The sequence below is a fragment of the Bradyrhizobium sp. 142 genome (assembly GCF_023074015.1).
Taxonomy (GTDB): Bacteria; Pseudomonadota; Alphaproteobacteria; order Rhizobiales; family Xanthobacteraceae; genus Bradyrhizobium.
On sequence record NZ_JADPKQ010000052.1, the window covers coordinates 26,046 to 39,478 of the forward strand.

At 63.5% G+C, this 13,433-nt stretch carries 9 protein-coding genes, 1 tRNA gene and 2 pseudogenes; 11 read left to right on the plus strand and 1 reads right to left on the minus strand.

Features of this window, described 5'->3' with window-relative positions; all coding sequences use genetic code 11:
- Nucleotides 1-2: 2 nt before the first annotated feature.
- The 11 genes and pseudogenes from IVA82_RS05720 to IVA82_RS05770 all read left to right on the plus strand — a co-directional run bounded on the left by IVA82_RS05720 (nt 3) and on the right by IVA82_RS05770 (nt 12,130).
- Nucleotides 3-1,313: an MFS transporter gene (locus tag IVA82_RS05720; protein ID WP_247383641.1), complete on the plus strand. Its 1,311-nt coding sequence runs from the start codon at nt 3-5 to the stop codon at nt 1,311-1,313.
- Nucleotides 1,314-1,429: 116 nt separating this feature from the next.
- Nucleotides 1,430-3,478, plus strand: a complete 2,049-nt coding sequence (locus tag IVA82_RS05725; RefSeq protein ID WP_346658706.1) for an acyl CoA:acetate/3-ketoacid CoA transferase — start codon at nt 1,430-1,432, stop codon at nt 3,476-3,478.
- Nucleotides 3,479-3,581: 103 nt separating this feature from the next.
- Nucleotides 3,582-4,766 carry a substrate-binding domain-containing protein gene (locus IVA82_RS05730; protein ID WP_247383642.1) on the plus strand — a complete coding sequence of 395 codons (1,185 nt, stop codon included), beginning with the start codon at nt 3,582-3,584 and terminating at the stop codon, nt 4,764-4,766.
- Between the two features lie 188 nt (nt 4,767-4,954).
- The gene (locus IVA82_RS05735) at nt 4,955-5,749 is read left to right on the plus strand and encodes an ABC transporter ATP-binding protein (protein ID WP_247383643.1); all 795 of its coding nucleotides are present in this window, start codon (nt 4,955-4,957) and stop codon (nt 5,747-5,749) included.
- Nucleotides 5,746-6,468: an ABC transporter ATP-binding protein gene (locus tag IVA82_RS05740; RefSeq protein WP_247383644.1), complete on the plus strand. Its 723-nt coding sequence runs from the start codon at nt 5,746-5,748 to the stop codon at nt 6,466-6,468. Before IVA82_RS05735 ends, IVA82_RS05740 begins: the two co-directional genes overlap by 4 nt.
- Entirely contained in the window at nt 6,465-7,475 is a 1,011-nt protein-coding gene (locus IVA82_RS05745) for a branched-chain amino acid ABC transporter permease (RefSeq protein ID WP_247383645.1), read from the plus strand. The genes IVA82_RS05740 and IVA82_RS05745 overlap by 4 nt, the downstream gene beginning before the upstream one ends.
- Complete coding sequence (locus IVA82_RS05750; protein WP_247383646.1) at nt 7,472-8,557, plus strand: branched-chain amino acid ABC transporter permease; 1,086 nt, start codon at nt 7,472-7,474, stop codon at nt 8,555-8,557. The genes IVA82_RS05745 and IVA82_RS05750 overlap by 4 nt, the downstream gene beginning before the upstream one ends.
- Nucleotides 8,558-8,734: 177 nt before the next feature.
- Nucleotides 8,735-11,439 (plus strand): annotated as a pseudogene (locus tag IVA82_RS05755) (EAL domain-containing protein).
- A gap of 55 nt (nt 11,440-11,494) precedes the next feature.
- Nucleotides 11,495-11,550: pseudogene (locus IVA82_RS05760) on the plus strand (hypothetical protein); the annotation flags it as partial.
- A gap of 95 nt (nt 11,551-11,645) precedes the next feature.
- Nucleotides 11,646-11,990 carry a hypothetical protein gene (locus IVA82_RS05765; RefSeq protein WP_247383676.1) on the plus strand — a complete coding sequence of 115 codons (345 nt, stop codon included), beginning with the start codon at nt 11,646-11,648 and terminating at the stop codon, nt 11,988-11,990.
- 63 nt (nt 11,991-12,053) lie between these two features.
- Nucleotides 12,054-12,130, plus strand: a tRNA-Arg gene (locus tag IVA82_RS05770).
- Nucleotides 12,131-12,225: 95 nt separating this feature from the next.
- Here the strand turns inward: IVA82_RS05770 and IVA82_RS05775 are convergent.
- Entirely contained in the window at nt 12,226-12,429 is a 204-nt protein-coding gene (locus tag IVA82_RS05775) for a hypothetical protein (protein ID WP_247383647.1), read from the minus strand.
- Nucleotides 12,430-13,433 lie beyond the last annotated feature (1,004 nt).

A 13,433-nucleotide genomic window follows, 5' to 3' on the forward strand; every position in this document is an offset into this window, starting at 1 on the left:
AGATGAGTGAAGCGATCACAGTCCATCAGCTTCAGGCGAAACAGCCGTCGCACGTGACGGTCGCCACCGCGAGCCTGATCGGCACGGCCATCGAGTGGTACGATTTCTTCCTCTATGGCACCGCCGCGGCGCTGATTTTCAACAAGCTGTTCTTTCCGACCTTCGATCCGGCGGTCGGCACGCTGCTGGCATTCGCGACCTACGCGCTCGGCTTCATCGCGCGTCCGCTCGGCGGCGTCGTGTTCGGCCATTACGGCGACAAGATCGGCCGCAAGACCATGCTCTATCTCACGCTCCTGATCATGGGCGCCGCGACCGCGGCGATCGGCTTCCTGCCGACCTACGAGACCGCCGGCATCTGGGCTGCAATCCTGCTCGTCGCCTGCCGCCTGATCCAGGGCTTTGGCCTCGGCGGCGAATGGGGCGGCGCCGTGCTGATGGCAGTCGAGCACGCACCGGCGGACAAGAAGGGCTTTTACGGCAGCTGGCCGCAGCTCGGCGCCCCGCTCGGCCTGGTGCTCGGCACGCTGGTGTTCTCGGTGGTGTCCTCGATGTTGACCGACGCCCAGCTCTATGCCTGGGGCTGGCGCATCCCGTTCCTGTTCTCGATCGCACTGGTGCTGGTCGGCCTGTGGATCCGCTTCACCATCGCGGAATCGCCGGAGTTCCAGAAGGTCAAGGACAGCAAGCAGGAGGTGAAGATGCCGATCGTCGACGCGATCCGCATGTACCCCAAGAACATCCTGCTGGCGATGGGCGCGCGATTCGCGGAGAATGGCTTCTTCTACATCTATGCCACCTTCGTGCTCGCCTACGCGACGCAATCGCTCGGCATGAACAAGCAGGACATGCTCAACGGCGTGCTGATCGGAGCCGCGATCGAGACCTTCACCATTCCCGCCTTCGGCGCGCTGTCCGATCGCGTCGGACGGCGGCCGATCTACATCTTCGGCGCGGTGTTCTCGGCGCTGATGTCGTTCCCGCTGTTCATGCTGCTGGCGACCAAGAATCCGCAACTCGCCTGGATCGCGATCGTGCTGGGTCTGGCCATCGGCCATGCGGCGATGTACGGCCCGCAGGCGAGCTTCCTGTCGGAGTTGTTCGGCACCAAGGTGCGCTATAGCGGCGTCTCCCTCGGCTACAATCTCGCCTCGATCTTCGCTGGCGCGCTGTCGCCGCTGATCGCCACCGGCCTGATGACGGCCTACGCGCCGGCGACCTGGCCGATCTCGGCCTACATGATTGCTCTTGCGCTCGTCACCATCGTCTCAGTTTACTTCGCCACCGAAACCCGCAAAATAGTGCCGCGCTAAACGAGCCGACCCCCATTCAATCGGCGCGGAGCGGCCTGTTCCAGGACCGCTCCGCGCGATAGGATGGCTGCAAAGCAAGAACAAACGTATGCGGTCCAGATAGCGGGAGGAACGCCGTGAGCCAGCACCCAGTGTTGCCTTACCTGCGCAATTCGGAGAAGGGCAAGGTCGTCACGGCGGCGGAAGCCGTCATGCTGATCCGCGACGGCGACACCGTGGCAACCGGCGGCTTCGTCGGCATCGGCTTTGCCGAGGAGATCGCGCTGGCGCTGGAGGAGCTCTACCTCTCGGATGAGGACGACGCGCCCTATACCCAGGGCAAGCCGCGCAATTTGACACTGGTCTATGCCGCCGGCCAGGGCGACGGCAAGCATCGCGGCCTCAACCATTTCGCCCATGAGGGCCTGCTGCGCCGCGTGATCGGCGGCCATTGGGGCCTCGCGCCAAAACTGCAGCAGCTCGCGATCGCCAACCAGATCGAGGCCTACAACCTGCCACAGGGCGTGATCACGCATCTGTTCCGCGATATTGCCGCGCACCGCCCCGGCCACATCACCCGCGTCGGCATGGGCACCTTCGTCGATCCGCGCCATGGCGGCGGCAAGCTCAATGCCCGCACCACCGAGGACATGGTGGAGCTGATCACGGTTCACGGTGAAGAATGCCTGCTTTACAAGACCTTCCCGATCCATGTCGGCATCATCCGCGCCACCACCGGCGATCCCGACGGCAACCTCACCATGGAGAAGGAGGCGCTGACGCTGGAAGCGCTCGCCATCGCTATGGCCGCGCATAATTCCGGCGGCATCGTCATCGCCCAGGTCGAACGGGTCGCGGAAAGCGGCAGCCTCAATCCGCGCCAGGTGAAGATACCCGGAATCCTTGTCGATTGCGTCGTGGTGGCAAGGCCCGAGCACCACTGGCAGACGTTTGGCACCCAATACAATCCCGCGTTCAGCAGCGAGATCCGGGTCCGCACGACCTCGCTGCCGGTGATGCCCATGAGCGGACGCAAGATCATCGCGCGGCGGGCCGCCTTCGAGCTCAAGGCCAACAGCGTCGTCAATCTCGGCATCGGCATGCCGGAGGGGATCGCCTCGGTCGCCAATGAGGAGCGGATCATCGACCTCATCACCCTGACCGCCGAGCCCGGCGTGATCGGCGGCATCCCGGCCAGCGGCATCGATTTCGGCGCGGCGATCAACACACAGGCCGTGATCGATCAGCCCTATCAGTTCGATTTCTATGACGGCGGCGGCCTCGATGCCGCCTTCCTCGGCCTTGCCCAGATCGACCGTGCCGGCAATCTCAATGTCAGCAAGTTCGGGCCAAAGCTTGCCGGCGCCGGCGGCTTCATCAACATCAGCCAGAATGCCAAGGAGGTCGTGTTCGTCGGCACGTTCGGTGCCGGCAAGCAGCGCATTGCGGTGAACGACGGCAGGCTTTCGATCCTGGACGAGGCGACGGCACGCAAATTCGTCGACAAGGTCGAGCACGTCACCTTCAGCGGCGCCTTCGCCGCCGCGCGCAGGCAGCGCGTGCTGTATGTCACCGAGCGTTGCGTTTTCGAACTGCGGCCCGACGGGCTCGAGCTCACGGAAGCCGCGCCCGGCATCGACATCGAACGCGACATTCTGCGCCTGATGGACTTCAAGCCGCTGATTCCGCGCGATCCCGCTCCGATGGATGCGCGCATCTTCCGCGACGATCCGATGGAGCTGCGCGAGCGGCTGCTCGCCATCCCGCTCGACCAGCGCTTTACGCTCGACGAGCAGCAGAACCTGTTCTTCGTCAATCTGGAGCGCTATCCCCTGCGCAGTAAGGCCGACATCGACGCCATCGCGCGGATGGTCGAAGCCAGGCTCACCCCGCTCGGCCACAAGGTCTACGCCATCGTCAATTACGACCACTTCTCGGTCCTGCCCGAGCTGCTGGACGATTACTCGGCCATGGTCCGCAGCCTCGTCGACCGCTTCTATACCGGCGTGTCGCGCTACACGACCTCCGGCTTCCTGCGCATCAAGCTCGGCGAAGCCCTGGAGAGGCGCGGCGTCGCGCCGCATATCTTCGAGAGCGCGGAAGAGGCCCAATCGGATTGGCGCCAGCTCGAGGGAGCTGCGCCCGATCACGGCGCGCAACGCGCGGCACGGCACGCCTGGAAATGATGCATGCGCTACGCCAGCGGCTCAGCCGGAAGGTTTAATTGCAATGTCCGAACTGTTATGCAAATCGCTATTGCCGAGAAACTTTGAATCAGGAGGGACCATCGTGCGTCGATCACTCATCATAACAACAACCATTCTCGCCCTGGCCGCGAGCACCTCCGTGAAGGCCGACGACCTCAAGGTCGCGCTGATCTACGGCAAGACCGGCCCGCTGGAGGCCTATGCCAAGCAGACCGAGACCGGCCTGCAGATGGGATTCGAATACGCCACCAAGGGCACCATGACGCTCGACGGTCGCAAGATCGTCATCATCACCAAGGACGACCAGGGCAAGCCGGACCTTTCCAAGGCTGCGCTCGCCGAAGCCTATCAGGACGACAAGGCCGACATCGCGATCGGCACGACCTCGTCGGCCGCGGCGCTGGCCATTCTCCCTGTCGCCGAAGAGAACAAGAAGATCCTGATCGTCGAGCCCGCAGTCGCGGACCAGATTACCGGCGAGAAGTGGAATCGCTACATCTTCCGCACCGCGCGCAACTCCTCGCAGGACGCGATCTCCAACGCGGTCGCGATCGGCAAGCAGGGCGTCACCGTGGCGACGTTGGCGCAGGACTACGCCTTTGGCCGCGACGGCGTCGCCGCCTTCAAGGAGGCGCTCGCCAAGACCGGCGCGACGCTCGCCGCCGAGGAATATGCGCCGACCTCGACCACCGACTTCACCGCGGCCGGCCAGCGCCTGTTCGACGCGCTGAAGGACAAGCCCGGCCGCAAGGTGATCTGGGTGATCTGGGCCGGCGCCGGCAATCCGTTGGCAAAGCTCCAGGACATGGATCCGAAGCGCTACGGCATCGAGCTGTCGACCGGCGGAAACATCCTGCCGGCGCTCGCCGCCTACAAGGGCCTGCCCGGCATGGAAGGCGCGACCTATTATTTCTATGCGATCCCGAAGAACCCGGTGAACGACTGGCTGGTTGCCGAGCACCAGAAGCGCTTCAACGCGCCGCCGGACTTCTTCACCGCGGGCGGTTTTGCGGCCGCGATGTCCGTCGTCGCCGCCGTCACCAAGGCGAAATCGACCGACACCGAGAAGCTCATATCAGCCATGGAAGGGCTCGAGTTTGACACGCCGAAGGGCAAGATGATGTTCCGCAAAGAGGACCATCAGGCGCTGCAGAGCATGTATCACTTCAAGGTCAAGGTCGATCCGAACGTCGCCTGGGCTGTGCTCGAGCCGGTGCGCGAGCTGAAGATCGAGGACATGGACGTTCCGGTCCGCAATAAGCGCTGAGGCTTCACCTCTCCCGCTTGCGGGAGAGGTCGGCGCGGAGCGCCGAGTGAGGGCTTTCTCATCTTTGAGGTTCTTCTTGCCTGTGGAGGCACCCTCTCCCCAGCCCTCCCCCGCAAGCGGGGGAGGGAGCGCAGCGTGATCGCGGATATATCTTCGTTCCCATTCGCCGGACTCGATCGAGACTTCAAATGGCTCTGACGTTAGAAACGCGCGACCTGACGATCCGCTTCGGTGGCCATGTCGCGGTCAACAACGTCACCTGCACGTTCCGTCCGGGCGAGCTCACCGCCATCGTCGGGCCGAACGGCGCCGGCAAGACCACCTATTTCAACCTGATCTCGGGCCAGTTGCGCGCGTCCGGCGGCAGCGTCCTGTTCGACGGCACCGACATCACCCAGCATTCCGCGCCGCTGCGTACCCGCGCAGGCTTGGGGCGCGCCTTCCAGCTCACCAATCTGTTCCCGAACCTGACGGTGGAAGAGAACGTCCGCCTCGCCGTGCAGGCCGCGAACGGCACTCATTACGACATGCTGCGGCCCTGGATGGTCCGCCGCGACCTGATCGCGCGCGCCGATGCCATCCTGGACCAAGTCGCGCTCGGCACCCGCCGCGGCGTCACGGCGACCGCGCTGTCGCATGGCGACCAGCGCAAGCTCGAAGTCGCGCTGATGATCGCGCTGGAGCCGAAGGTGTTCATGTTCGACGAGCCCACCGCCGGCATGAGCATCGACGAGGTGCCCGTGGTGCTGAACCTGATCTCACAGCTCAAGCAAGACAGGAGCAAGATCATCCTCCTGGTCGAGCACAAGATGGACGTGGTGCGCTCGCTCGCCGACCGCATCATCGTGCTGCATAACGGGCAACTCGTTGCCGATGGCTCGCCGGCCGAGGTGATCGCCTCACCGATCGTGCAGGAAGCCTATCTCGGCATTGCTCCCAAGAACGCGACATCGGAGAGCGCGACATCAGGGAGCGCAGCATGACAGACCTGCTCAAGCTCTCCGGCGTGCACACCCATATCGGCCGCTACCACATTCTCCAAGGCATCGATCTTGCCGTCGCGCAGGGGCAGACCACCATGCTGCTCGGCCGCAACGGCGCCGGCAAGACCACGACGCTGCGCACGATCATGGGTCTCTGGCAGGCTTCCAAGGGCGAGATCAGCCTCGCAGGCGAACGCATCGAGAGCCACACCACGCCCGATATCGCGCGGCTCGGCGTCGGCTATGTGCCGGAGAGCATGGCGGTGTTCTCCGACCTCACGGTCAAGGAGAACCTGGTGCTGGCGGCCCGCGACGGACCGCTCGACGACAGCCAGCTCGACTGGATTTTTGGCTTCTTCCCGGCGCTGCGCCGGTTCTGGTTGTCGCGCGCGGGAAGTCTCTCGGGCGGACAAAAGCAAATGTTGTCGATCGCGCGCGCCATCATCGAACCGCGCAAGCTCTTGCTGATCGACGAGCCGACCAAGGGACTGGCACCCGCCATCGTGATGGCGCTGATCGAGTGCCTCAAGGAGATCAAGCGCAAGGGCGCCACCATTCTCCTGGTCGAGCAGAATTTCTTCGCCGCCCGCGAGCTTGGCGACAACGTGCTGGTCATGGATAACGGCACCATCGTCCATCGCGGCGACATGGCAGCCCTGGCGTCCGACGTGCCGCTCCAGGAGCGGCTGTTGGGCCTGAGCCTGGAGACGCATCAGTGACCGAACTTGCTGCAACCGATCCGCTGCCGAAGCCGAAGCGCGACATCGCGCCGATCCTACTGCCGATCGCGCTGGCGCTGGTCACGATCCCGCTGATCGGCTCGCCCAGCACCTGGCTGACGTTGACGGCCGCGAGCCTCGCCATGGGCATGATGATCTTCATCATGGCCTCGGGGCTGACGCTGGTGTTCGGCCTGATGGACGTGCTCAATTTCGGCCATGGCGCGTTCATCGCGGTTGGCGCCTATGTCGCGACCCTGGTGCTGGCGCCGTTCGCAGCTTCGGTGCAGGCGGATTCACTGTGGGTGAACCTCGCCGTGCTGGCGCCGGCGGCGCTGCTGTCGATGGCGGTGTCCGGCGCGCTCGGCCTGATCGTCGAGCGCGTGCTGATCCTCCCCGTCTACGGTCAGCACCTGAAGCAGATCCTGATGACGACCGGCGGCCTGATCGTCGCGGAGCAGACGCTCTATGCGCTGTGGGGACCACAGATCATCCCGGCGCCGCTGCCGACCTCGCTGCGCGGCTCCTTCATCATCGGCGACGTCGCGATCGCGAAGTACCGTGTGCTGGCGACGCTGATCGGCCTCGTCGTCTTCATTGCGATCCAGACCGTGCTCAACCGCACCAAGCTCGGGCTTCTGATCCGCGCCGGCGTCGAGAACCGCGAGATGGTCGAGGCGCTCGGCTATCGCATCCGCCGCCTGTTTCTCGGCGTGTTCATGACGGGATCGGCGCTCGCCGGCCTCGGCGGCGAGATGTGGGCGCTCTATCGCGAGCAGGTCCACGCCTCCATGAGCGACGACCTCACCGTCTTGATCTTCATCGTCGTCATCATCGGCGGCCTCGGCTCGATCGGCGGCTGCTTCATCGGCGCCATCCTGGTCGCGATGGTCGCCAACTACGGCGGCTTCCTGGTGCCGAAGCTCGCGCTCGTCTCCAACATCCTGCTGATGGTCGCCATTCTGATGTGGCGGCCGCGCGGCCTCTATGCGGTGACCAGTCGATGATGATCCTGTCAGGCGATCCGCCGAAGAGCCGCGTCCTCACCCTCGTTCTCATCGTCATCATCCTGGCGCTGGCGGCGACGCCGTTCCTGTTCCCGGGCGCCAAGGCGCTGAACGTCGCGGCCAAGATCTGCGTCTTCGCGGCCCTTGTTGCGTCCTACGACCTGCTGCTCGGCTATACCGGCTCGGTGTCGTTCGCTCACACTATGTTCTACGGCATCGGCAGCTACGCGATCGCGATCGCACTGTATGGGATGGGCCCGAATTGGGCCGCGGTCGCAACCGGCATCGTGGTCGGCCTGCCGCTCGCCGCCCTGCTCGCGCTCGCCATCGGCCTGTTCTCGCTGCGGGTCGCCGCGATCTTCTTCGCCATGATCACGCTCGCGGTCGCCTCCGCCTTCCAGGTGCTGGCTTCCCAGCTGTCCTGGCTGACCGGCGGCGAGGACGGACGCAGCTTTCAACTGCCGGAATTGCTCAGGCCCGGCACGGTCCTGATCTCCAAAAGCCTCTTCGGTTTCGAGGTCAACGGCCGGATCCTCACCTACTATCTGGTGTTCGCCACCTCGGCCGTGATGATCCTCGCTTTGTTGCGGGTGGTGAACTCGCCGTTCGGGCGGGTGTTGCAGGCAATCCGCGAAAACCGCTTCCGCGCCGAAGCGCTCGGCTTCCGCACCGTCTTCCACCTGACCTATGCCAATTGCCTCGCCGCACTGGTCGCCGCCAGCGCCGGCATCCTGAACGCGCTATGGCTGCGCTATGCCGGCCCCGACACCTCGCTCAGCTTCTCGATCATGCTGGACATTCTGCTGATGGTGGTGATCGGCGGCATGGGCACGATCTATGGCGCGATCATCGGCGCCGCGATCTTTATCCTCGCCCAGAACTATCTCCAGTCGCTGATGGGCGTCGCCTCCAAGGCGGCATCGGAAACCGGATTGCCGCTGCTCCCGGGACTGCTGCATCCCGACCGCTGGCTGCTCTGGCTCGGGCTGCTCTTCATCGCCAGCGTCTATTTCTTCCCGACCGGGGTGGTCGGACGGCTGCGTAATGCGGGTGCCAAGAAGGCGGGAGGCGTCTCGCATTAACTCGGCATTAACAGTGCGGCTGTCCTCATGGCATTTGCGCAATGCACAATCTGAAGACGATTCGACGTGGTTCCTCGCTCGCCGCATTGGACTAAGGCATTGCCGCTATTAAACACCGGCTTTCCTAAGCTTTGTGCCACTTGTCGAGAGTATGCATATCCCTCGGAGGGTGGGGGAATGCGTCAGGTCGTTTCCACGATTGCATCAAGCATGCGTTTGGCCGCGAGATCCTGCTGGGCGACGGTTTCGCGGCGTGGCCCCGTGCTGTGGCTGACCCTGAGTGGCGCGCTGCTCGTCGCCGGCATCTTTGTCGCCACCATCGTGACCGTGGGCGAGTTTCGCGAGCGAGCGCTGGTCAATAGCGAGCGCGAGCTGGAAAATACCGTCCTGCTGTTGACCCGCCATTTCGATCAGCAGTTTGAGGATTCCGAGATCGTTGCGGCCGATTTGATCGCCCAGATGAACCTGTCGGATATCACCTCGCCCGAAATGTTCAACGAGCGCATGTCGAGCGCAGAAGCGCGTCGCATGCTCACGAACAAGATCGGCGCCGTGAACTATCTCGGAGACATCGCGATCTACGACGCCAACGGCGACATCATCAACTGGTCCCGCAACGAGCCGCTGCCGAAGATCAATATCTCCTCCCGCGCCTATTTCCAGACCTTCAAGTCCAATCCCCAGTCCGAGCCGGTGCTGCTGGAGACCGTGCGCAGCTTTCTGATCGGCAAATGGACGACGGTGGTCGCACGCCGGCTGACAAACCCGGCGGGCGAACTGCTCGGCATCATGGTTCGCCGGATCGACCCCGAGAGCTACCAGAAGTTCTTCTCGTCTGTTGCGCTTGGAAGGGGCGCAGCGATCTCGCTGCTCGACCGCGGCGGCACGATGCTGGCGCGTCACCCGCATGCCGAGGAGTTGATCGGCAAGAGTTACGCCAGTGGCCCCTTACTACGGAAGATCGTCGCCAAGGGTGGTCGGCAGACAGTGCGGATCGAGAAGAGCCCGATCGATGGCGTGGGCCGGCTGGGTGCGGGTGCGCAGCTGGCGCATTTTCCCATTCTGATCATGGCAACCAATACGATGGATTCGGCGCTGGCGGACTGGCGCGAGCAGACTAGGCTCATGGTGACCGCCGCCACGGTCTCGGCCACGATCATCGCACTTATTCTCTATCTCATCATTCGCCAGATCAACCGGCAGAACCGCGAGACCCAAGAGCGAATCGAATCGGAGCGGCGTCGGCTCGACACCGCCCTGAACAACATGACGCAAGGGCTGATCCTGTACGACGCCGCCGGATACATCGTCACCTGCAACCGCCGTTATGCCGACATGTTCGGCCTGTCGTCGGACGTCATCAAGCCCGGCTGCCACATCCACGAGGCGATGTACCATCGCAAGGAACGCGGAGCGTTCGATGGCGACGTCGAGGCGTTTTGCGCCGACGTCATGAGGATCGTCGCCGAAGGCACGGTCTCCACCAGGGTCCATGAGCTGCCCAACGGCCGCGCCTTCCAGGTCATCAACACCCCGCTCGCGCAGGGCGGATGGGTCGCCACGATCGAGGAGATTACCGAACGACGTAATCTGGAGCAGGAGCGCGACCGCAACTACACCTTCCTCCGCGAGATCATCGACCATATCCCCTCGCAGATCACCGTGAAGGACGCCAGTACCCGGCAATATCTGCTGCTCAATGGCGTCGCCGAACAGCTATTCGGCCAGTCGCGTCAGGATGTCGTCGGCAAGACCGCTTTCGACATCTTTCCCGAAGCGCCCGCCGCCCATATCACCGAAGACGACACCAGCGCGCTGAAATCGACCAAGGGATTGTTCAAGGACGAACACGCCTGGCAGATGCCGGGCATGGGGCTGCGCTATATCACTTCGACCCGGATCGGCATTCGCGACGAGGCCGGCAAACCGCGCTTGGCCATCAGCTCTCGACCGATGTCAGCATCGGGATCGCATTGGCGCCGCAGGACGGCACCGATCTCGATCAGCTCATCAAGAACGCCGACCTTGCGATGTACGGCGCTAAGTCGGGCGGCCGGCGCACCTACCGCTTCTTCGTGCCGGCGATGGATGCGAGCGCCAAGGCCCGCCTCATCCTGGAGCAGGATCTGCGCCAGGCTCTGGTGGATGGCGGTTTCGAGATCCACTACCAGCCGCTGGTCGATCTGCGCACGAACTAGGTCTCCGGCTGCGAGGCGTTGCTGCGCTGGCGGCATCCCCAACGCGGCATGGTGTCGCCGGCCGAATTCATTCCGGTCGCCGGGGATACCGGGTTGATCAACGAGCTCGGCGATTGGGTGCTGCGCACGGCCTGCAACGAGGCCGCGACCTGGCCGGCGCATGTGCGGCTCGCGGTCAACGTCTCACCCGTGCAGCTCAAATGCGACACGCTCGCCCTCAAGATCGCCGGCGCACTCGCCGCCTCCGGGCTAGACCCGCGCCGGCTCGAGCTCGAGATCACCGAGGCCGTGCTGATCCGCGACGACGAGGTGGCACTCTCCATCCTGCACCAGCTCCGCTCGATCGGCGTGCGCATCGCGCTTGACGATTTCGGCACCGGCTACTCCTCGCTGAGCTATCTGAAGCGATTCCCGTTCGACAAGATCAAGATCGACCGTTGCTTCGTCGCCGATATGGCGGAGGCGAGCGGTGCGCCGGTCATCGTGCAGGCGGTGGTGAACATCGCCGCGGCCAGCACCATGACCACGGTCGCCGAAGGCGTCGAGACCGAGGCCCAGCGCGAGATGCTGCGCGCACTCGGCTGCACCGAGATGCAGGGCTATCTGTTCAGCGCGGCCAAGCCGCCCGCCGAGGTACGCAAGCTGTTCGGCGCCGGCGTCGCTCCCGTGGCGGCGGTGGCCTGACATGGCGAAGCTCGACAAAACCGTAGACGTCGCCGATTCTTACGCGGTGCGGCTGATGCAGCATCTGGTGGTGCCGACCTTCGTGATCGACCCGAAGCGCCGCGTCGTGATCTGGAACAGAGCCTGCGAGCGGCTGACCGGCGTCGCGGCCTTGGAAGTGATCGGCACGACGAAGCACTGGCAGGCTTTTACGAGACCAAGCGACATTGCCTCGCCGACCTGGTCGCGCTCGACCGACCGGCTGCGATGCCGGCTATGCCGTCGCCGACGAGATCCGAAGTGCCGTCATGGCCTTGCGGATCGCCCATGGCGCCACGGGGGCTGGCGACCACGTCACCCTCAGCGTCGGGGTCGCCAGCCACGTTCCGGGCGAGAGCGACGGCGGGCCCGACCGGCTGTTAGCTGCGGCCGGCCAAGCGCTCTACCCAAGCGCTCTACGCGGCAAAACGGCTCGGCCGCAATCGCGTCATCTGCGCCGAACGCGGCTCGCCGAGTTCGCCGGCCTCGGCCGCGACCCGGTTCCGGCACCCGGGCGGCGCAAATCGGCCTAGCTAGGCCGCCGCGGCGAGAAGCGGTTGCCCGCCCCTCGCCAATCGGCTACATGAGGCCTCGTTGCGCCCGTAGCTCAGCTGGATAGAGCGTTGCCCTCCGAAGGCAAAGGTCACACGTTCGAATCGTGTCGGGCGCGCCACTCTGAACAATGGCCTGGGTTGGCCGGCCTCGATTTGTGGCCTGTGCGCGTCACGAACCGTGGCGCAGCCATTCAGATGGCAATCTTTTTTCGGCTTATCTTTCTTGTTTGGCTGCGTTGCCGGGCACCATGTGCGTCCTAATGCTATCGATACGGGTCTTGGCACTCTTCAAGCACTCATCGCTTTGATAGTTCGCGTACCCGTAAGCGATCGTCCAGCCGATCATCAGGATACCAACCGCACCCATAAAGAGGCCGTACCTCATGTTGTTTGGAGCTGCGTCCGCGATATTGCTCATCCCTATTTCCCGGTTCCCCGAATCGTGGCGTCGAGGGCCTCCAATTCGATCTGCTGGAATCGGCACGCGTCGAGCGATTGGTATTTGCGATACAAATTGTAGAACATGCAAGGCAGCAACAGGATCCAAAAGACGACACTGAGCATCCTGAGCTTTGGAGCGTCTACGCGCATCTGACCGCCCTTCAAGCTTGAAGCAATCGTTCGAAAGATATCGTCGAGAGGTCAGTAAGGAACTTCGCCGGGCGGGAGCCGCGACCCCGGTCGCCACCCGGGCGGATTGGGCTTGCAACCCATTGCCGTATGATGCCAGCCGCGATTGCAGCCGGTCTTATTTGCCTGGATACAACGATTTCTATTGCAGTCCGAACGACAGCTTAACAGCTTAAGATCGCCGCCCCGGTGTAATGTCGGTCACAAACCATGTAACAAAATACGCAATCCCCGCCGGATCTTCCCTGAGCCGCGGCTGGCAATATCGGTGCAACTGAACAACTGACAAGCAACACGAGAAACACGAAAGCCTTGTTCTGGCTCAATGCATACATCTCAAAAGCTCCGGATTGACCAATGATCCACCCAGCGCATTCAGAGTGGTGCGTTCATATGCGGCTTTAGAGGCTTGTTCGATGCGGCCAACGGCCTTTTGACGCATTGGTCGCATGATAGTTGACATGGCGATCACCCAACCAAGCTTGCCCAGCCCAGGACAAGCTCGCGCCGAGCCCACGACAACTGATGGGATATGACTATTCGCGCCCATCCGCTACTTCGTCGCCGAAGCTCGAGAAATATGAGGCCGCAGAGGATGACGATGATTGCAGGACGGTTCAGCTTCGTTCGATGCCGCACCCCCTGATGCCGGCTATAAGCTATTAGTCGCAATCCCACGGTAACAGTTCATTCGATCCAGCCATTTCGTGGCTGATCTCATTTGTTGGCGAGTCTGCAGTGTTTCGGCGCTCCGAGGTGAGCGCCAAACCGGCTCAGCCCGGAGCCTCACGT

What these genes read in the sequence shown, in the direction of transcription:
- IVA82_RS05735 (WP_247383643.1), top strand. Translation starts at nt 4,955, where the DNA reads ATGGCTCTGACGTTAGAAACGCGCGACCTGACGATCCGCTTCGGTGGC.
- IVA82_RS05720 (WP_247383641.1), top strand. Translation starts at nt 3, where the DNA reads ATGAGTGAAGCGATCACAGTCCATCAGCTTCAGGCGAAACAGCCGTCG.
- IVA82_RS05750 (WP_247383646.1), top strand. Translation starts at nt 7,472, where the DNA reads ATGATGATCCTGTCAGGCGATCCGCCGAAGAGCCGCGTCCTCACCCTC.
- IVA82_RS05775 (WP_247383647.1), bottom strand. Translation starts at nt 12,429, where the DNA reads ATGAGCAATATCGCGGACGCAGCTCCAAACAACATGAGGTACGGCCTC.
- IVA82_RS05740 (WP_247383644.1), top strand. Translation starts at nt 5,746, where the DNA reads ATGACAGACCTGCTCAAGCTCTCCGGCGTGCACACCCATATCGGCCGC.